The organism is Streptomyces capitiformicae (genome assembly GCF_002214185.1).
GTDB lineage: Bacteria > Actinomycetota > Actinomycetes > Streptomycetales > Streptomycetaceae > Streptomyces > Streptomyces capitiformicae.
Map to the genome: position 1 here is coordinate 1034388 of NZ_CP022161.1, position 19752 is coordinate 1054139.

General features: G+C 70.2%; 14 protein-coding genes. 12 read left to right on the plus strand and 2 right to left on the minus strand.

The genetic code is table 11. The annotated features are described in order from the left end of the window. Positions 1–133: 133 nt before the first annotated feature. Complete coding sequence (locus CES90_RS04705; protein WP_229913759.1) at positions 134–1648, plus strand: hypothetical protein; 1515 nt, start codon at positions 134–136, stop codon at positions 1646–1648. A 118-nt stretch (positions 1649–1766) separates the two neighbouring features. Then, on the plus strand, positions 1767–3131 hold the full coding sequence (locus CES90_RS04710) for a cytochrome P450 (protein WP_229913760.1): 1365 nt from the start codon (positions 1767–1769) through the stop codon (positions 3129–3131). 10 nt (positions 3132–3141) lie between these two features. Here CES90_RS04710 and CES90_RS04715 read toward each other — a convergent pair whose 3' ends face one another. Next, positions 3142–4353 (minus strand): PucR family transcriptional regulator, encoded by a 1212-nt coding sequence (locus CES90_RS04715; protein WP_189782494.1) that lies wholly within the window; start codon positions 4351–4353, stop codon positions 3142–3144. A 127-nt stretch (positions 4354–4480) separates the two neighbouring features. Between CES90_RS04715 and CES90_RS04720 the strand changes: the two genes are divergently transcribed. The 3 genes from CES90_RS04720 (at position 4481) to CES90_RS51195 (ending at position 7871) form a co-directional block, all read left to right on the plus strand. After that, positions 4481–5407 (plus strand): proline dehydrogenase family protein, encoded by a 927-nt coding sequence (locus CES90_RS04720; protein ID WP_189782495.1) that lies wholly within the window; start codon positions 4481–4483, stop codon positions 5405–5407. A 371-nt stretch (positions 5408–5778) separates the two neighbouring features. Beyond that, the gene (gene pruA, locus CES90_RS04725) at positions 5779–7410 is read left to right on the plus strand and encodes an L-glutamate gamma-semialdehyde dehydrogenase (RefSeq protein ID WP_189782496.1); all 1632 of its coding nucleotides are present in this window, start codon (positions 5779–5781) and stop codon (positions 7408–7410) included. Between the two features lie 329 nt (positions 7411–7739). Beyond that, positions 7740–7871, plus strand: a complete 132-nt coding sequence (locus CES90_RS51195) for a hypothetical protein (RefSeq protein WP_149825310.1) — start codon at positions 7740–7742, stop codon at positions 7869–7871. Positions 7872–7976: 105 nt separating this feature from the next. Here CES90_RS51195 and CES90_RS04730 read toward each other — a convergent pair whose 3' ends face one another. Then, positions 7977–9551, minus strand: coding sequence for a purple acid phosphatase family protein (locus CES90_RS04730; protein WP_189782497.1), 1575 nt, complete (start codon positions 9549–9551; stop codon positions 7977–7979). 142 nt (positions 9552–9693) lie between these two features. Here CES90_RS04730 and CES90_RS04735 point away from each other — a divergent pair, with 142 nt between their 5' ends. From CES90_RS04735 to CES90_RS04765, 7 genes are all read left to right on the plus strand, one after another. After that, positions 9694–10737, plus strand: a complete 1044-nt coding sequence (locus CES90_RS04735; protein ID WP_189782498.1) for a 3-isopropylmalate dehydrogenase — start codon at positions 9694–9696, stop codon at positions 10735–10737. Between the two features lie 288 nt (positions 10738–11025). After that, the gene (locus tag CES90_RS04740; RefSeq protein ID WP_189782499.1) at positions 11026–12114 is read left to right on the plus strand and encodes a branched-chain amino acid aminotransferase; all 1089 of its coding nucleotides are present in this window, start codon (positions 11026–11028) and stop codon (positions 12112–12114) included. 203 nt (positions 12115–12317) lie between these two features. Further along, on the plus strand, positions 12318–13073 hold the full coding sequence (locus CES90_RS04745; protein WP_189782500.1) for a GAF domain-containing protein: 756 nt from the start codon (positions 12318–12320) through the stop codon (positions 13071–13073). Positions 13074–13136: 63 nt separating this feature from the next. After that, positions 13137–13472: a hypothetical protein gene (locus CES90_RS04750; protein ID WP_189782501.1), complete on the plus strand. Its 336-nt coding sequence runs from the start codon at positions 13137–13139 to the stop codon at positions 13470–13472. 356 nt (positions 13473–13828) lie between these two features. After that, on the plus strand, positions 13829–15433 hold the full coding sequence (cimA, locus tag CES90_RS04755) for a citramalate synthase (protein ID WP_189782502.1): 1605 nt from the start codon (positions 13829–13831) through the stop codon (positions 15431–15433). Positions 15434–15776: 343 nt separating this feature from the next. Beyond that, positions 15777–18245, plus strand: a complete 2469-nt coding sequence (locus CES90_RS04760; protein ID WP_189782503.1) for a glycoside hydrolase family 3 N-terminal domain-containing protein — start codon at positions 15777–15779, stop codon at positions 18243–18245. Positions 18246–18294: 49 nt separating this feature from the next. Further along, the gene (locus CES90_RS04765; protein ID WP_189782504.1) at positions 18295–19668 is read left to right on the plus strand and encodes a hypothetical protein; all 1374 of its coding nucleotides are present in this window, start codon (positions 18295–18297) and stop codon (positions 19666–19668) included. The last annotated feature ends 84 nt before the right edge of the window (positions 19669–19752 follow it).

A 19752-nucleotide genomic window follows, 5' to 3' on the forward strand; every position in this document is an offset into this window, starting at 1 on the left:
TCCGGGTAAAGGCGTGGTCAAAGGTTGAACGCTCACCGACCGTAGCATGATGACAATCATTTTCAGAAGCGCGAATTCGCGCCACCGCGTCCAAACGTGGAACTTCTCACGCCCGCCCGGCGTCGGGAAGATCGTGAGGGAGATCGACGGCACGCCACTCGACGAACTCGCCCGTACCTGGGGCGACATGCAGGACCGCTACCTGTATCCCAGCCGCGGCGAGTACAACGGGCCGGTCCTCGACTGCGCCGCCCGTCTCGTCGCCGATCCGGGCGGCGAGACCGCGTATGTGTGGACGCTCGGCTTGGCGATCATGGCCCCCTACCTCGCGGGGCTGCCGAAAGAGGACCTCACGGAGGGGGACCGGGGCGCGGACGTCCGGCGCGAGGCCGAGGCCGCCCTGAGGGCTGCCGACGGCCACCTGCGAGACCAGCCCTGCGACCACGACACGCACCCGTACCGCACCCATGAAGCCGAGGAGAACGACGAGGAACTCCCCGGGCTGTTGCCCCGGCTCGCCGACGAGAACGCCGAGTGGGACGAGAACCAGCCCCGGGAGGAGTGGCTCTGCCCACGCAATGTCGCCGGATACGCGCGGATCGCCCTGGACATCATCGAGCCGGGCCAAGTCCCGGACGTCCCGCCCCGGTTGCCGATGGAGGACCGGGAGGACATCGACACGTTGGAAGGGGTGCTGGAGCTCTATCCCGGGGCCGGGACCGACGTCGCGAGCGCGATCGCCTCGCAGGGCTGGAACCTCGCTCTCGCGGAGCCCGCCGACCGTCCCGGCCGTCTCCAGGCCGTACGGGCGGTGAGCTGGCACGCTGTCTCCGGCATGATCCGGGACAAGTCCGTCCTCGACGACCTGATCAACAGCGTCGAGAAGGTCCTGCCCGACTTCGCCGACGCGACCTGCGACCACGACGCGCACCCGCGCCTGTCCGGCAGCGGCACGGCCGCCTCCCGGCTCGGCATCACCCTGAGCAGTCCCGGCGGACGGGCCGTCTACGAACGGGACCGCCACTCCTATTTCCATGGGGACGTCCCGCTGGAGCAGGTGGTGTGCCCGGTGTTCATGGCGGAGGTGGCGCAGGAGACGCTGGCCGAGTTGCGCGAGGGCCGCGACCGGCTCTTCGGGCCCCGCGACACCTCGCATCTCGACGCCGAGTATCTGCGGGCGGACGGGCGGCTGGAGATCGGGAAGATCGTGGAGCGGCTCGACGGCAAGAGCTGGAACCAGAAGTACGCCGACGATCTGGGGCTTTGGGCCGCTCGACGGTACGACCGGGGCGGGCGGGTCGGCGACCGGGAGCGGGTCGTCCTCCTGCTCGTCGCCCACCGGACGATGACGATCTCGTACCCCGGTCCGGTCCTGGCCGCCGTCGAAGGCATCACCGCGACGATGCGCGCCGTCGCCGCCGCTCCCCGCCCCGAGGAGTGCGCCCACACCGACGCCCACCCGCCCCTGGACAGCGGGAAGTTCCGGACGGACCTGCCGCACTTCTACGCGCCGGACGAGTTCCCGCCCGCCGGAGAGGTCCGCGGAGTGGAGTCGTGGACGTGCCCGCGGTTCGCCGCGGAGATCGCCGAGAAGAGCGTCGAACGGCTGGAGGGCCTGTACGAGGAGGACACCGAGGACGAGTGGTGACGGCGGCCGCACCAGGGGAAGGTGTCACCGGATGTGCCTGCTCCCGTACAGTCCGTGGTGGCGATGCTCCCTGAGGATCCGTCAAGGACCAGCCCAGCGGTCGACCAGGAGAAGAAGCATGGACACCCAAGGCATGGACACCCAAGGCACGGACATCCAAGGCACGGACACCCGAGCCGGCCACGGCTCCCTTCCGCACGTTCCCGGCACCGGGCGGCCGGTCCCCGAGGCCGAGCCCGGGCTCGTGAAGCAGTGGCATGCCGAGGGAGGCGAGCTGATCGAGCTGCTGACCCGGGTGCGCGAACAGTGCGGCGGCGTCGCCGCGTTCCGCCTCGGGCCGGCTCCCACCCTGCTGGTCACGGACCCGGACGCGGTCCAGCACGTACTCGCCCGGCGGCCGGACCGGTACGTCAAACGCTCGCACCGGGCCCGGTTGCTGGTCGGCGACGGCGTCCTCTCCGCCACCGGAGCGGCGTGGAAACGGCAACGCCGCCTGCTGCAGGCCCAGTTCACCGGCACCGGGATGCGGCGCTACGAACAGCGGATCACCGAGGCTGCCCGGACCACCGCCCGGCGCTGGGGAGGGTACGCCCGTACCGGGCAGACCCTCGATGTAGGGCGGGAGATGCGCCGCTTTGCCCTGGACGCCATCTGGCGCTCCCTCACCGGGCACCACCTCGATGACGGGACCGAGCGCGAACTGGGCGCCGTGGCGGCCGTGGCGACCGCTCTTCCGACCTTGCCCGCAGATGTCACGGACGCCCAGGACGCGGTAGCCACCGATCTCGCCCGGATCGACGCGGTCGCCCGGCACGCCATCGAGGCCGCCCGCAGCGGGGAGGCCGGCCCCGACGGCCCGGGCCTGCTGCACGTCCTGATCGACGCCGCCGAGCACCCCGAGTACACCGACCAGTTGATCCGCGACGAGCTGGTCACGTTGCTCGTGGCCGGGCACGAAACCACCGCCACCACGCTGACCTGGCTCTACCTGCTCCTCGACCGGTACCCCGCCACCCGCGAACAAGCCCTCGCCGCCGGGGAAGAAGGCTCGGCGGAACGCCGCCAGGCCCTCCAGGCTCTGGTTCACGAGACGCTCCGGCTCTACCCGATCGCCTGGATCCTGCCCCGCCACGCCGCCGAGGACGACACCCTCGCCGGTCACGCCGTCGAGGCGGGCACCGACCTCCTGGTCTGCCCGTACCTCACGCACCGCGATCCCGAACTGTGGCCCGATCCGGAGCACTTCGACCCCCGGCGCTTCCTCACCCCGGGCGGCCGCCCCGCCCACCTCGGCGCCTACTTCCCCTTCGGCATCGGCCCCCGCGCCTGCCTGGGTCTGCAATTCGCGCTCCGCGAATCGACCATCCTGCTCGAACACCTGCTCCCGGCCCACACCCCGGCCTTCCACTCCCTCCCGACGAAGGCGGAGTACGGCATCACGGTCCGCCCCGGTGGCCCGACCCCCGCGAGCTTGGTGAACTAAGTGACCCCGCTCAGAGCCGCGCCCCCTTCAACGCCATGTGCAGCAGCAGCCGGTCCTCCCCGTCGTCCAGGTCGAGCCCGGTGAGCTTCTCGACGCGGGAGAGGCGGTAGTAGAGGGTCTGGCGGTGGATGCCCAACTCGGCCGCCGTGCGCCCGGCCTGCCCCGCGCAGTCGAGGAACACCTCGGCGGTGTGGGCGAGTTCGCGGTGGGTGGGGGACAACAGGGCGCGTACGGCAGGGTCCTGAGGCGCCTCCGGCGGCAGGGCCGTCAGCAGGCGGTACGGGCCGATGGAGCGCCACTCGGCGACCGGGCCGAGGCGCGGCTCCGCCAGCACGGCACGGGCCGCCGCCGACGCCTCCCGCCAGGCGGTGCCAAGGTCGGCGAGGCCCGTACGAGGGCCCGCGACCCCGGCCGCCGCGTGCGCGCCCGCCCGCTCCAGCAGCCGGGCGGCGGCCGCGAGCGCCGGAGCCGGTACCTCCGCCGAGCGCAGCCGTACCAGCAGGGCGAGGGTCTGCCCGGCCGCGCCCCACGGCACCGTGCACAGCGCCGTCGCCCCCGGCACCGTACGGAAGGAGGGCGCCCCCGCCGCCACGTCCGGGTCGGCGGACGGCCACGGGGCCACGCACACCACCGTGTGGACGCCGTCCCCGCGTGGGCCGAGGGCCGTGCGCAACTCCGCCACCGCCATGTCCCGCTCCCAGCCGCGCTCGGCGGTGAGGACCGCGCGCAGCTCCCGGGTGAGGTCGGCGCCTGCCTGCGCCTCGTCCGCGAGGAGGGCGCCGATGCGGGAGGCGACCGTCATCGCGGCGGACAGCTGTGCGTCGGTGGGGCCGGGATCACCGTCCAGGAGCCAGACGTAACCGAGGGCGACCCCCCGATGCCGTACAGGGAGGCAGATGCGGCCGCGCAGCACCCCGGCCTCGGGGGTGGGCGGGATCCGGACCGGGCCGGTCGCCCGCGTGATGCCGAACCCCTCGAACCACTCCCGCACCGCAGTGGTCGAACGGCGGGTCAGGATCGAACGGGCGCGGACCGGGTCGACGGCCGACGGATCAAGGGCGCCCTCACTGTCGTACGCGCCGAAGGCGATCAGCTCGAAGTCCCGGTTCTCCAGGGTCGCCGGGGCGCCGAGCAGACCGGAGATCTCGTCGACGAGCTCCTGGTAGTCACCCGTGTTCTTGAAGGGCCCGGCTTCGGACGTCACCCGGGCATTCTCCCTCAATTTCCCGGCTCTTCATACATCTGTCTGAGATCTGCGGCACGGATGCGTGACAGCTGTCGATGGCCGACGATCGGAGGGATCCTTAGGTTTCACGGTGGTTCTATCTGCTGGTTTGTGGAGGTGCCCCGTGCTGGGTCCCGTGATTCTCGCCGCGTCGCGCAGCGACCGGATGCGACGCCTGATCTCGGCGGCGCCCGTGACCAAGCAGGTCGTCGACCGCTTCATCCCCGGCGAGACCGTCGATGACATCATCCCCGTCGTCAAGGACCTCACCGACCGGGGCCTGGAAGTCACGCTGGACGTCGTCGGCGAGGACACCACCCGCCCCGAGCAGGCCGGCGCCGCCCGCGACGCCTACCTGGAGCTCATCGACCGCCTGAAGGAGCTGGAGCTCGGCGAGCGCGCCGAGGTGTCGGTGAAACTGTCCCTCTTCGGGCAGGCACTGCCGGGCGGGCACGAGCTGGCCCTCACCAACGTCCGTCCGGTCGTCGAGGCCGCCGCCGCGATCGGCACCACGGTCACCCTCGACGCGGAGGACCACACCACTCTCGACTCGATGTTCGCCATCCACGACGAACTGCGCCGCGACGTCCCCCAGACCGGCTGCGTCATCCAGGCCTACCTCTTCCGCACCGAGGCCGACGCCCGCCGCCTCGCCGCGAACGGCAGCCGCGTACGGCTGGTCAAGGGCGCCTACAGGGAGCCCGCCTCCGTCGCCTTCCAGCAGAAGACCGAGATCGACAGGGCGTACGTACGCGTCCTGAAGATCCTCATGGAGGGCGAGGGGTACCCGATGATCGGGTCCCACGACCCGCGCATCATCTCCATCGCGCAGGAACTCGCCCACCGCGCCCAGCGCAAGCTCGACGAGTACGAGTTCCAGATGCTGTACGGCATCCGCGGTGAGGAGCACCTGCGCCTCGCCGCCGAGGGCCACCGCATGCGGGTCTACACGGCGTACGGCACGGACTGGTACGGCTATTTCATGCGGCGCCTGGCGGAGAAGCCGGCGAATCTCCGATTTTTCGTCCGCAGCATGCTGACCCGAGGCTGAGACATGACAGTCACCGCGATTTCTGCCAGGGGTCCGGGGGTTGTCCCCCGGGAAGGCACAGCATGCGGCGCCTGGCGGAGAAACCGGCCAAACTGCGCTTCTTCGTCCGCTCGATGGTCAGCAAAGGGTGAGCGGTAGCTGCCGTTACCCAGGATGCATCCTGGGTAACGGCAGCTACCGCCCATCGGTCGGCTGAGCCGACCCGGCTCCGGAAAGGAGTTACGGAACCCGTGACTCCGCCCCTGCGGGGGCTTCTCACCAGCTCGCCGCAGCGGGCTCGTGACGGTCAAGCCCTGACCGCCGCCCAACATACGCAAACGCCTTCGGCTCCCTCGGGCTGAAGCCAGGCATTCACTCGGAAGAGGTAGCTCATGGACGCTGTGACCCAGGTCCCCACCCCCGTCAACGAGCCGGTGCTCGGCTACGCCCCCGGCTCGCCCGAGCGGGCCCGGCTGGAGGCCAAGCTGAAGGAACTGGCCGAGAACCCGGTCGACCTGCCGATGACGATCGGCGGCGACAAGCGGATGGGCGGCGGCGAGCGCTTCGACGTCGTACAGCCGCACAACCACAAGGCCCGCCTCGGCACGTACGCCAACGCCACCCGGCAGGACGCCCGGGACGCCATCGACGCGGCCCTCGCCGCCGCGCCCGCCTGGCGCGCGATGTCCTTCGACGACCGCGCCGCGATCATCCTGCGCGCCGCCGAACTGCTCTCCGGCCCCTGGCGCGAGACGCTGGCGGCCTCGACGATGCTCGGCCAGTCCAAAACCATCCAGCAGGCCGAGATCGACACCCCCTGCGAGCTGATCGACTTCTGGCGCTTCAACGTCGCCTACGCCCGCCAGATCCTGGCCGAGCAGCCCCCGGCCAACTCCCCGGGCGTCTGGAACCGCCTCGACCACCGCCCGCTGGAGGGCTTCGTCTACGCGATCACCCCCTTCAACTTCTCGGCGATCGCGGGCAACCTGCCCACCGCCCCCGCCCTCATGGGCAACGTGGTGGTCTGGAAGCCGTCCCCGACCCAGACCCATGCCGCCGTACTGCTCATGCGGCTGCTGGAGGAGGCGGGCCTGCCCAAGGGCGTCATCAACCTCGTCACGGGTGACGGCATCGAGGTCTCCCAGGTGGCTCTCGAACACCGCGACCTCGCCGGCATCCACTTCACCGGCTCGACGAAGACCTTCCAGTACCTGTGGAAGACGGTCGGCGCGAACATCGAGAAGTACCGCTCGTACCCGCGCCTCGTCGGCGAGACCGGCGGCAAGGACTTCGTGGTCGCCCACCCGTCCGCCGACCGCGCCATCCTGAAGACGGCCCTGACCCGGGGTGCCTTCGAGTACCAGGGCCAGAAGTGCAGCGCGACCTCGCGTGCCTACATCCCCGCGTCGATCTGGAACTCCGGCTTCAAGGAGGAGTTCGCGGCCGAGGTCGACGGCATCACCATGGGCGACGTCACCGACCTGTCGAACTTCATCGGCGCGGTGATCGACGAGCGCGCCTTCGCCAAGAACAAGTCCGCCATCGACCGCGCCAAGTCCGACCCGGCCTGCACGATCGTCGCGGGCGGCACCTACGACGACTCGGTCGGCTACTTCGTCCGCCCGACGGTCGTCGAGTGCACGGACCCGGAGAACGAGGTCTTCACGACGGAGTACTTCGGCCCGTTCCTCGCGGTGCACGTCTACGAGGACGAGGCGTACGAGGAGATGCTGACCCAGATGGAGTCGGTGTCGGACTACGCCCTGACGGGCGCCGTCATCGCGGGCGACCGCGCGGCCGCCGCCCACACGATGAACAGGCTCCGCTACGCGGCCGGCAACTTCTACATCAACGACAAGTCGACGGGCGCCGTGGTCGGCCAGCAGCCGTTCGGCGGCGGTCGCGCCTCCGGTACGAACGACAAGGCGGGAGCCCCGCAGAACCTGATGCGCTGGACCCTGACCCGCGCGATCAAGGAGACCCTGGTGGCGCCGACGGACTACACGTACCCGCACATGGGCTGAGCCGCCCGGCGACCGACACCGCGCCCGGCCCCTCCACCACGGGAGGGGCCGGGCGCGGCCGCGTTCCCAGCATGATGAAAAGCGCAGGTCAGCCGCGTGTGACTCAATCCACTGTCTCAGATAGTAGGAAGTCCGAGTAATTGTGCAGACAGATGCCCCGGACTCGCTTAGCTTTGTAGGAGCCGAACGTCTCGCTCGATCAAGCGAATGGCGGTCGTGAGCCGGAGCCCGAGGCAGGCAACCCCTGCGGCCCCCGCTCCCCGCCCCATCCGGCGTCTCGTAACCCCCCGTTTCCGTACTCCGGATTGCCTCGAAGGAGTCGATTCCCCATGGCCGAGACGACCGTCCGCCGCCGAGTCCGTCACGCTTCCCCGACGAGCGAGTCCGACCGCAGGAACGCCGCCGCCGCCCTCCAGCGCGCCCTCGACCGCAGGGACAATGGAGGCTCCACCGGGCACTGAGTGCCCCCACCAGCCGGGAGCCGCACCCTCCCCCACGCTCGACTTCGCTCGAGCGTGGGGGGGGACCCCCATGGGGTGCGGTGCGGCCGTGAGCACGCTGAGGACTTACGCGCCGCGCCGCACCTCGAAATGGTCGATGCGCTCGCCGTTCTGCGCCAGCGCCGACACCTTCAGGACGGGCCTGGAGCCGCTCTCCGCCTCCACCTTGAGGAAGGAGAAGCCCCGGTAGCGCACGCGCGACCACTCCACGGTCTCCCCGTCGGAGGAGCGCTGCTTGGTCCACTGGAAGGTGTCGACGGTGTCGTGGCGCGTGACGTGCCCCTCGTAGCTCTCGTCGACGCCCGACGGGAAGCCGTACAGATCCTTGCCGCCGCCGCCCGCCGTGACGTACACGATCCCGTCCCGTGTCGGGTCGGTCGACGCGCCGATCGGCACCGCCCCGCCGACCTCGCCGTCCTTGATGGCGTCCGTGCGCTCGTACACATGGTTGTGGCCGTTGATCACCAGGTCCACCTGGTGCCTGGCGAACACCGGCACCCACTCGTTCCGCACCCCGCCGTCGGAGGCGTGCGCCGATGTCGAGTACGCGCAGTGGTGGAAGTAGACGACGACGAAGTCGACGTCCTTCGCCTTCCGCAGCTCGGCCAGCTTCTCGTCCAGCCACTTCGTCTGCCGGCCGCCGGTGTAGCCGTAGTTGGCGGGGATCTCGTACGACACGTCATTCGCGTCCAGCGCGACGACGGCGACGTTTCCGTAGGTGAACGAGTACACGCCCGGCGCCGAGCGCGGGTCGAAGCCGTTGTCCGGGAGGGACCAGCGGGCGAGCTGGCCGCCGTAGCCGTCCGGTGAGTACCAGGCCTCCATGTCGTGGTTGCCGGTCGTCACCATCCAGGGCACGGACTTGGTGACCGTCTCGTTCTGCTTGAGGAACAGGTCCCAGAAGGCGGGGTCGTATCCGTCCTGCTCCACGCCCTTGCCGTTCACGTTCGCGTAGCAGATGTCGCCCGCGTGGAGGTGGAAGGCGGGCTTCTGACGGAGGATGACATTGTCGTTGGCGGCCGCGGCCTTGCCGACACCCTGGTCGCCGAACGCCGTGAACACGAACCTCTCCGGGCTCGCCGGCGCCGTACGGAACGACTCGATCGTCGACCTGCGGCCCGGCGAGGTCGGGTCGAAACCCTCGTGGCCGACGCCGTAGTAGTACGTCGTACCGGGGAGCAGGCCGTCCAGGGCCGCGTGCAGGTAGTACTGGTCCAGTTCGAGGCGCACGCCCTGGACGCCCGGCGTGTGCAGGTCGCGTACCTCGGCCTCGATCTTCCGGCTCAGGTCGTCGGGGGTCAGGCCGATCCGGACGTACGGCTTCTTCACCGAGACCGGCACCTGCCAGGAGATCCGCATCTGCGACTTCGGGTCGGCGCCGAAGGCGAGATGACGGCCGAAGGGGGTGACGAGCGAGCCCGGCGCCTTGGAGGTGGCGGGCGACGGGGCCGAGGTCGTGGCGCTCGGCGAGCCCGACGATCCGGAGTCGCCGCAGCCGGTCAGCAGTCCGCCCGCCGCCACCGCGCCCGCCGTCACCAGGGTGCGACGCCGCGTCAGCTTCGTACGCAGGTACTCGTGCTGCTCGGCCATGCTCATCCGGCGCGCGAGCTGCGGCGGAATGCCGAAGTCGGGAATGTCCATGGGAGGCAACTTCCCAGCGAATGCCAACGCCCGCTACACATACGGGTGAACGCACGGCGACTTGTGGAAGTTGTCACTCGCCCGGGTGTCCGCATCCCGGACACCGCGTGTCATCCCGTGGGACCAGGAGTACGGTGCCGTCATGTCTCGCAGCCTCAATCTCGCAGTGATCCCCGGTGACGGCATCGGTCAGGAAGTCGTGGCCCAGGGGCTCAAGGTCCTCTCCGCCGTCCTTCCGCAGGATGTGAAGCTGGAGACCAAGGAATACGACTTCGGTGCCAAGCGCTACCACGCCACCGGTGAGACCCTCACCGAGGCCGACCTGGAGTCGCTCAAGCAGCACGACGCGATCCTCCTCGGCGCGATCGGCGACCCGAGCGTGCCGTCCGGGGTCCTGGAGCGAGGCTTCCTGCTGAAGCTCCGCTTCGCCTTCGACCACCACGTCAATCTGCGCCCGTCGAAGCTGCTCCCGGGTGTCGAGACCCCCCTGAAGGGTCAGCCGGCCATCGACTTCGTCGTGGTCCGCGAGGGCACCGAGGGCCCGTACACCGGCAACGGCGGCACGATCCGCAAGGGCACCGAGCACGAGGTCGCCACCGAGGTCTCCGTGAACACGGCCTTCGGTGTCGAGCGCGTGGTCCGCGACGCGTTCGCCCGCGCCCAGGCCCGCCCCCGCAAGAAGCTCGCGCTGATCCACAAGAACAACGTGCTGACCTTCGCGGGTCACCTGTGGACCAACATCTTCAACAAGGTGGCCGAGGAGTTCCCCGAAATCACCACCGAGTACATGCACGTGGACGCGGCGACCATCTACCTGGTCACGCAGCCCGAGCGCTTCGACGTGATCGTCACCGACAACCTCTTCGGCGACATCATCACCGACCTCGCCGCGGCCGTCTCCGGCGGCATCGGCGTCGCGGCCTCCGGGAACATCAACCCGAGCGGCGAGTTCCCGTCCATGTTCGAGCCCGTCCACGGCTCGGCCCCGGACATCGCCGGCCAGGGCAAGGCCGACCCCTCCGCCACGGTCCTGTCCGTCGCCCTCCTCCTGCGCCACCTCGGCTACGAGGCCGAGGCCGCAACGATCGAGGACGCCGTCTCCGCCGACCTCGCGGAGCGCGTGGGCAAGCCCGCCCGTTCGACGGACGAGATCGGCGACGCCCTCGTCGTACGAGTAGCCGGCTGACCTTCCCCCACCACCTCGAACGGTGTGGGGGGGGGACCCCCACCGCCACTCGAAACCTTTCGAAGCCGTCGGGTCCCTCTGGCACCCGGCGGCTTCCCCATGTCCCCGCCGGGGTGTCACCATCATCCTTCGGGTCGCATTCACGCCGTTTTCTTCCGGCAGCCCCGCTTGCGATAATCGAACGCGGAGCCGCCGAATGAGGGAATGCTCGGACGCCCTAGCACCGGCCACTGGCCGTACGGATGTGAGCGCGGCCCGTCACACACAACCGGTGAAGGACAACCACTCATGACGACGCCCACGATCGAGCTCAAGCCCTCGGCCTCGCCACTTTCCGACGCGGAGCGCGAGGCGATCCTGGCCGATCCCGGATTCGGCCGCCACTTCACCGACCACATGGTCGTCATCAAGTGGACCGAGGGCCGTGGCTGGCACGACGGCCAGCTCGTTCCGTACGCGCCGATCTCCCTGGACCCGGCCACGATGGTCCTGCACTACGCGCAGGAGATCTTCGAGGGGCTGAAGGCCTACCGGCAGCCCGACGGGTCCGTCGCCACGTTCCGTCCGGAGAAGAACGCGGCGCGCTTCCAGTCCTCCGCGCGCCGGCTCGGTATGCCGGAGCTGCCGGTCGAGACGTTCATCGAGGCGTGTGACGTGCTGGTGCGGCAGGACCAGGCCTGGGTCCCGGCGCACGGCGGCGAGGAGTCCCTCTACCTGCGCCCCTTCATGATCGCCACCGAGGTCGGCCTCGGCGTCAAGCCGGCGGGCGAGTACCTCTTCATGGTCATCGCCTCCCCGGCCGGCGCCTACTTCCCCGGCGGCGTCAAGCCCGTCTCCATCTGGGTCTCCGAGGACCACGTCCGCGCCGTCCCCGGCGGCATGGGCGACGCCAAGACCGGCGGCAACTACGCCGCCTCCCTCCTCGCCCAGGCCGAGGCCGCCGCCGAGGGCTGCGCCCAGGTCTGCTACCTCGACGCGGTCGAGCGCACGTGGGTCGAGGAACTCGGCGGCATGAACCTGTACTTCGTGTACGGCGACCGCATCGTCACGCCCTCCCTCACCGGCTCGATCCTGGAGGGCGTGACGCGCGACTCGCTGCTCACGGTCGCCCGCGACCTCGGCTACACCGCCGAGGAGGGCCGCATCTCCATCGACCAGTGGCAGACCGACTCCGAGAACGGCACCCTCACCGAGGTCTTCGCCTGCGGCACCGCCGCCGTCATCACCCCCGTCGGCACGGTCAAGCGCACCGGCGCCCAGTGGCACCAGTCCGGCGGCGAACCCGGCCCCGTCACCCTCAAACTCCGCGAAGCCCTCCTGAACATCCAGCGCGGCACGGCCGAGGACACCCACGGCTGGATGCACGAACTGGGCTGAGCCGGGTTCGACCGTCCCCGCACTTCTCAACGGGAGTGCGGGGACCGCCAGTTCGCTGCCGTCGCCGGGCGCCTCGTACGGGAAGTATGGGATTCTGCGTACGGAGATCGTCGACGAGCGCGGAGCGATGCGTACGGATGAAGCAATGGCTGGCAGATCGAGGCCTTCACTATCTGTTCCTCTTGTTCTCCGCGGTCCTCGGTGTGGCGGTTGCCGTTGTCTCCGTGTGGGCGGACGGCGCCCAGGGGAACGACAAGAGGCTCTGGGCCCTCATAGCAGGCGTCTGCGCCTTCGGCGTCGTGTTGATCACCCACCTCGAGAGACGCCTGGTGGAGAAGGGGAGGGCGCGTGCCGAGCTGCGGGCCGCCGAGGCCGAGGCACACCTGACACAGGCGTACTCGACGGCGCTGCAGCCCCTGAGTGACAGAGTCCGGCAGCTGACCACGCTCTATGGGAGCGTGGCCCGCCTGCCGGCCTCCACGCCCGCGCAGACTGTGTCCGACATCGAGCGCGAGCGCAGGCAGATCCTCGACGCGGTCCTCTTCGCGGCTGTCACCCTCACTGCCCCACCGGTCGGGCCGACCTTCGTGCCGCGGGCGCGGTGCAGCTTCTACCTGTACGACGCCGCGACGGGCGACTTCACACTGGAAGGCACCCAACCCGGGCACCGGACGCCCAGGAGCGTCATCGACCCCGTCGGCGCCGCGCACATGAGGAACGAGATCCTGGGTGGCGGCGGAAAGACCTTCAGGATCGACGGCAAGAACGAGCCGCACTCCTATCTGATCCCGGTCGGGACGGGGTACAAGGCGGTCATCGCCGTACCCGTCATCCACGGCACGGAGAAGGTGGGCATCCTCTCCGTCGACGCGCCCGAGTACTCGGACTTCACCGGCGCACATGTCACGCTCATGGAGTCATTGGCCAACATTCTCGCGGCGTCCTACGCCCTGAAGTAGGGGAGGCTCCCAGTGGCGCAGCGGATCCGGCGGTGGCCGCGCAGACGGCCCCGTGAGCCTTTCATGCCCGAGTCCATGGAGGGAGTCAGTCCCGAGGACTGGGAGCGGCTGGTCGCCCATGAATACGAGTACCGCGCCGCCCTGGACGAGGCACACCGCAGAGTGCGGGCCGAACTCGACCGGCCGCGCGAACGGTATCTGTCCCACCTGGGTGTCACCGTGGTCGGGTCGTTCGTGTTCGGTGTCATCACCGTCTCTCTGTTCGCCCTCGGGTTCGGCTGGTGGAGCCTGCTGCCGGTCGCGCTGGTGGTGCCGTCGCTCGTCCTGGCCGTTCACTTCGCGCGACGGATCCTCCGCCCGGAGGCGACGGACGGTTCACCGCCCGGGCGGGCCGACTGAGACATCACCTGAACTGACCGATCCGACTCCGCCCGAACCGAACCGAGTCGATCAGCGCGCTGTTCGCATCCTGAGACGGACGGTGAGCACGGGGGCCAGTTGTGCCAGACTGCCCTCGTGCTCTCGTTCGCCATGATTATTGGCAGCAGGCGCGCCGGTCCGCAGTGACCGCCACGTACGACCAGGTACGGGCGGACACCGTCGTCCTCGACCCGCGCGCAGACCTCTCGCACCCGCGAGAGGTTTTTCGCATTTCTGGCCCAACCTCAGCCGGGAGCGCAGCGCGAGGGATCATTGGGGGACGGTGGAGCCGGTCATTCCGGTAGACCGAGATCCAACACAGGAGCCTTGACACCATGACGGTAACCAGCGAGCTGGACGACTCGTTCCACGTCTTCGACACCACCCTGCGCGACGGCGCCCAGCGCGAGGGCATCAACCTCACGGTCGCGGACAAGCTGGCCATCGCTCGGCACCTGGACGACTTCGGGGTGGGCTTCATCGAGGGCGGCTGGCCGGGTGCCAACCCGAGGGACACGGAGTTCTTCGCCCGGGCGAAGAAAGAGATCGACTTCAAACACGCCCAGCTCGTCGCCTTCGGCGCCACGCGCCGCGCGGGCGGCAAAGCGAGTGAGGACCCGCAGGTCAAGGCTCTCCTGGACTCGGGCGCCGAGGTGATCACCCTGGTCGCCAAGTCCCACGACCGGCATGTCGAGCTGGCGCTCCGCACCACCCTCGACGAGAACCTCGAGATGGTCCGCGACACGGTGTCCTTCCTCCGGTCGCAGGGCCGCCGCGTCTTCGTCGACTGCGAGCACTTCTTCGACGGCTACCGCGCCAACCCCGAGTACGCGAAGTCCGTCGTACGGGCCGCCGCCGAGGCCGGCGCCGACGTGGTCATCCTCTGCGACACCAACGGCGGCATGCTCCCCGCGCAGGTCCAGGCCGTCGTCGCCACCGTTCTCGCCGACACCGGCGCCCGCCTCGGCATCCACGCCCAGGACGACACCGGCTGCGCGGTCGCCAACAGCCTCGCCGCCGTCGACGCGGGCGCGACCCACGTCCAGTGCACCGCCAACGGCTACGGCGAGCGCGTAGGCAACGCCAACCTGTTCCCGGTGGTCGCCGCCCTGGAACTGAAGTACGGCAAGAAGGTCCTCCCGGACGGCCACCTCCGCGAGATGACGCGCATCTCCCACGCCATCGCCGAGGTCGTCAACCTCACCCCGTCCACGCACCAGCCGTACGTCGGTGTCTCCGCCTTCGCGCACAAGGCCGGCCTGCACGCCTCCGCGATCAAGGTCGACCCGGACCTGTACCAGCACATCGACCCCGAGCAGGTCGGCAACACCATGCGCATGCTGGTCTCCGACATGGCCGGCCGCGCCTCCATCGAGCTCAAGGGCAAGGAACTGGGTGTCGACCTCGGCGGCGACCGCGAGCTGGTCGGCCGGGTCGTCGAGCGGGTCAAGGAGCGCGAGCTGCGGGGCTACACCTACGAGGCCGCCGACGCGAGCTTCGAGATCCTGCTGCGCGACGAGGTCGCGGGCAAGCCGCAGCGCTACTTCCGCACCGAGTCCTGGCGGGCCATCGTCGAGGACCGCCCCGACGGCAGCCACGCCAACGAGGCCACGGTCAAGCTGTGGGCCAAGAGCGAGCGCATCGTCGCCACGGCCGAGGGCAACGGCCCGGTCAACGCGCTGGACAGGGCGTTGAGGGTGGCCCTGGAGAAGATCTACCCCCAGCTCGCCAAGCTGGAGCTCGTCGACTACAAGGTCCGCATCCTGGAAGGCAAGCACGGCACCAACTCCACCACCCGGGTCCTGATCTCCACCTCGGACGGCTCCGGCGAGTGGTCCACGGTCGGCGTGGCCGACAACGTGATCGCCGCGTCCTGGCAGGCCCTGGAGGACGCGTACACGTACGGCCTGCTGCGGGCGGGGTTGGACCCGGCGGAGTAGCAACGCCCAAAAGGTGGGGCCGGGGGTGCGTGGGCGGCTGCGGGTGCGCTGTGGTTGCTCGCGCAGTTCCCCGCGCCCCTAAGAGACTCCGGGCGCGCCCCGTGCTTCTAAGGGGCGCGGGGAACTGCGCGAACAACCCATAGGGGCGGCGGGGCGAGAAAAGCACCCAGCGCCCGAGGCACCCCGTCCCCCCGTCGCACTACGTGACCAGCACCCCTCCCGCACGGTTGTACAGGGCTCTTGACGCCTTTCCGAGCCGACACTTGACCCCCGTCAAGAAACAAAAGAGAAACGGGAGTTGAGCGCGGCGACTGGTCCCGGAGTCTCAGCGGAGGGAAGCCTGATGCAGTCCTCGATGCAGTCCTCGATGCGGTCCTCGACGCACGACCGAAGCACCCAACGCACCCCACACGCCCGAAGAACGCCGCTCCTGGCCTCGGCCGTCCTGCTGGCCGGCCTGCTCCCCTCGCCATTCGCCGCGACGGCAACGGCGACAGCCGCCGGCCCCCCGACCGTGCGCACGGACGCCGCCGTCTACCCAGTGGCCGAGGGCGACACGGCCCACATCCGCGTCACCGTCACCGGCACGGTCACGAAGCCGGTCACCGTCACGTACGAGACGACCGCAGACCGCGACCACACCCCGGCCCACGGCACCCTCACCTTCCCCCCGGGCACCCCCTCCGGCAGCACCCGCACCATCACCGTACGCACCCTCCCCGACAACTCCCCGGAGACGGCGGAGACGATCCCGGTCAAGCTCACCGTCACCGGCGCCAAGGCCCCCGCCACCATCCCGAAGGCCGTCATCGGTGCCCACGGCCTGCCCTACCTGAACCCGAAGCTGCCCATGCGCAAGCGGGTCGCGGACCTCCTCTCCCGGATGACCCCGGAGGAGAAGGCCGGCCAGATGACCCAGGCCGAGCGCGGCGCCCTGGCCACCCCCGACGACATCACGGCGTACGGCCTCGGCTCGATCCTCTCCGGCGGCGGCTCCGCCCCGGCGCGGAACACCCCCGAGGCCTGGGCCGAGATGATCGACGGCTTCCAACTCCGCGCTCTGTCCACACGGTTGCAGATCCCGCTCATCTACGGCGTGGACGCGGTCCACGGCCACAACAACCTGGCCGGCGCCACGATCATCCCGCACAACATCGGCCTGGGCGCCACCCGAGATCCCGAACTCGCCCATCGGATGGGTGAGTTGACGGCGGCCGAGACCCGGGCCACCGGCATCCCGTGGGACTTCGCCCCCTGCCTGTGCGTGACGCGCGACGACCGCTGGGGCCGGGCCTACGAGTCCTTCGGCGAGGACCCGGCGCTCGTGGAGTCCATGGAGACGATCATCCAGGGTCTCCAGGGCGCCCGCGACGGACGGGACCTGGACCGGTCCGACAAGGTTCTCGCCACCGCCAAGCACTTCGTCGGCGACGGCGGCACCGAGTACGGCTCGTCCACGACCGACGCGTACACGATCGACCAGGGCATCACGAAGGTCACCCGGCAGGAGCTGGAGGCGGTGCACCTCGCGCCGTACCAGGAGGCCGTGGACCGGGGCGTCGGCTCCGTCATGCCGTCCTTCTCGTCCCTCGACATCCTCGGCGACGGCAAGGGCGCGGTGAAGATGCACGCCCGCGCGGACATGATCAACGGCGCACTCAAGGACCGCATGGGCTTCGACGGGTTCGTCATCAGCGACTGGCAGGCCATCGACCAGATCCCCGGCGACTACGCGAGCGACGTCCGTACGTCGATCAACGCGGGCCTCGACATGATCATGGTTCCGTACGCGTACGGCGACTTCCACCGCACCCTGCTCGCCGAGGTCAAAGCGGGCCGCGTCAGCGAGCGGCGCGTGGACGACGCCGTCTCCCGCATCCTCACCCAGAAGTTCAAGCTGGGCCTCTTCGAGCAGCCGTACGCCGCCACCGGCGGCATCGACGACATCGGCTCGCCCGCCCACCGCGCGGCGGCCCGCGAGGCCGTGGCCAAGTCGCAGGTCCTGCTGAAGAACAAGGGCGGCGTCCTGCCCCTGAAGAGGTCCCAGAAGGTGTACGTGGCCGGCTCGAACGCCGACGACATCGGCAACCAGAGCGGCGGCTGGACGATCACCTGGCAGGGCTCGTCCGGCGACATCACCGAGGGCACGACCATCCTGGAGGGCATCCGGAAGGCCGGCGGCGCGAAGCGGGTGACGTACTCGAAGGACGCCTCCGCCCCGACCGCCGGGCACGACGTGGGCGTGGTCGTCGTCGGCGAGACCCCGTACACCGAGGGCTTCGGCGATGTCGGCAACGGCCACGACCTGGAGCTGAGCGACGCCGACAAGGCCGCCGTGGACAAGGTCTGCGGCGCCATGAAGTGCGCCGTGCTCGTCGTCTCCGGCCGCCCCCAGCTCATCGGCGACCGACTCGGCGCCATGGACGCGCTCGTCGCCTCCTGGCTGCCGGGTTCGGAGGGCGACGGCGTCGCGGACGTCCTGTACGGCAAGCGGCCCTTCACCGGCCGGCTCCCCGTCACCTGGCCCAGGTCGGAGGCCCAGCTGCCGATCAACGTCGGCGACACGTCGTACGACGCGCAGTTCCCGTACGGCTGGGGCCTGACGACGAAGGGGGCGAAGGGGGCGGCACCGGAGCGCGGGGCGCCCGCCGCGGCGCTCAAGGCACGGCAGCTCGTGCAGGCGAAGGTCGGCCAGGAGGTCCGAATGACCGAGGCGGTGGCAAAGCCCTTCGCGGAGGCCGACCACCTGCTGCTCACGGGCCACTACACGGAGGCACTGGCGAAGCTGGGGGAGGCGTACAGGGCGGCGTGACAGCCTCCGAATCGTCCGTTTTCGTGGCGATGGAGGTAGCTTCGAAGGTATGAAGGGCGCACTTGGTCGACGTCTGTTCTTCCGCTTGCTGATCGCGTCGCTCGCCGCGGCGGCCCTGGCGGTGTTGTCGGTCGGTGCGCCCAGCGCCCACGCGGCCACCGACCTCTCCACGGTGGCCGAGTCGTTGCGCGAGAGCCCCGTCTACGTCGACCCGGCCGCCTCCGACCTGCTCTCCTCGTCGGACGCCGAAGCCCTCGCCGACAAGATCGAGGACGCGGACGAGCCGGTCTTCGTGGCCGTCCTCCCGGCCGACTATCCCACCGAGGACCTCTTCCGGAACCTCCGTACCGAGACGGGCGTGACAGGCCTGTACGCCATCCGCCTCGGTGACCGCTTCAACGCCCAGGCCGACAGCAGTGTCCTGAGCCAGGAGGCGGTGGCGAACCTGGTCACGGCCGTGCGGAGCGCCGGCGACACGAAGGCCCAGCTGAACGACTTCGTGGACGACGCCCTGCGCAGCAACCTCGGCGGCTCGGCCCCGTCGAGCTGGAGCGACGGCGGTGACACGGGCGTGGACGCGGCCGCCCTGGCCGCGGCGGGCGCGGTGGTGGTCGCGGGCGGCGTGGGCGCGTACGCGCTGGTCCGCCGCAACCGCCATAAGAAGGAGGAGGAACGCCGTGAGGCCCTGAGGAAGCTCCAGGTGGTGGTGGACGAGGACATCACGGCCTTCGGTGAGGAACTGGACCGTCTCGACTTCCATCCCGCCGAGGCGGGTGCGGACGACGCGATGCGCGCCGACTACGAACGGGCCCTGGACGCGTACGAGGAAGCGAAGTCGCTGATGGCGGCGGCGACCCGCCCCGAGGAGGTACGCGCGGTCACCCAGGCACTGGAGGACGGCCGCTTCTCCCTCGCCCAACTGGCCGCCCGCAGGGAGGGCCGCCCCCTTTCCGAGCGCCGCGCCCCCTGCTTCTTCGACCCCCGACACGGCCCTTCGGTCGCCGACGTCCCCTGGACCCCGGGCGCCGGCGCCGAACGCGAGGTTCCGGTCTGCGCCGCCGACCAGGCCCGCCTCGCCGACGGCCGCGACCCGATGATCCGCGAGGTCGAGACGGTGTCCGGTGGGCGGCGCCCGTACTGGGACGCCGGCCCCGCCTACGGCCCCTGGGCGGGCGGCTACTTCGGCGGCGGTATCCTCCCCGGCCTCCTCATCGGCACGATGCTCGGCAGCATGATGGCCACCCCCTCGTACGCGGCCATGTACGGAACGGGTTACGGCGACTTCGGCGCCGACGCCGGTTACGAGGGCGGCGACGTCTCGGGCGCCGACTTCGACACGGACGACTTCAGCGGCGGCTTCGGCGGAGGCGACTTCGGCGGCGGAGGCGACTTCGGGGGCGGCGGGGACTTCGGCGGCTTCTGAATCCCGGACACGGGAATGGGATGACGGGCACGGGATGACGGGCACGGGCCCGGCGTGGGAGGCGCCGGGCCCGTGGACGTCGTA

Excerpts from the sequence above, each read along its gene's own strand:
- CES90_RS04760 (WP_189782503.1), top strand. The coding sequence starts at position 15,777 with ATGCAGTCCTCGATGCAGTCCTCGATGCGGTCCTCGACGCACGACCGA.
- CES90_RS04740 (WP_189782499.1), top strand. The coding sequence starts at position 11,026 with ATGACGACGCCCACGATCGAGCTCAAGCCCTCGGCCTCGCCACTTTCC.
- CES90_RS04765 (WP_189782504.1), top strand. The coding sequence starts at position 18,295 with ATGAAGGGCGCACTTGGTCGACGTCTGTTCTTCCGCTTGCTGATCGCG.
- CES90_RS04710 (WP_229913760.1), top strand. The coding sequence starts at position 1,767 with ATGGACACCCAAGGCATGGACACCCAAGGCACGGACATCCAAGGCACG.
- pruA (WP_189782496.1), top strand. The coding sequence starts at position 5,779 with ATGGACGCTGTGACCCAGGTCCCCACCCCCGTCAACGAGCCGGTGCTC.
- CES90_RS51195 (WP_149825310.1), top strand. The coding sequence starts at position 7,740 with ATGGCCGAGACGACCGTCCGCCGCCGAGTCCGTCACGCTTCCCCGACG.
- CES90_RS04730 (WP_189782497.1), bottom strand. The coding sequence starts at position 9,551 with ATGGACATTCCCGACTTCGGCATTCCGCCGCAGCTCGCGCGCCGGATG.
- CES90_RS04750 (WP_189782501.1), top strand. The coding sequence starts at position 13,137 with ATGCCCGAGTCCATGGAGGGAGTCAGTCCCGAGGACTGGGAGCGGCTG.
- cimA (WP_189782502.1), top strand. The coding sequence starts at position 13,829 with ATGACGGTAACCAGCGAGCTGGACGACTCGTTCCACGTCTTCGACACC.
- CES90_RS04735 (WP_189782498.1), top strand. The coding sequence starts at position 9,694 with ATGTCTCGCAGCCTCAATCTCGCAGTGATCCCCGGTGACGGCATCGGT.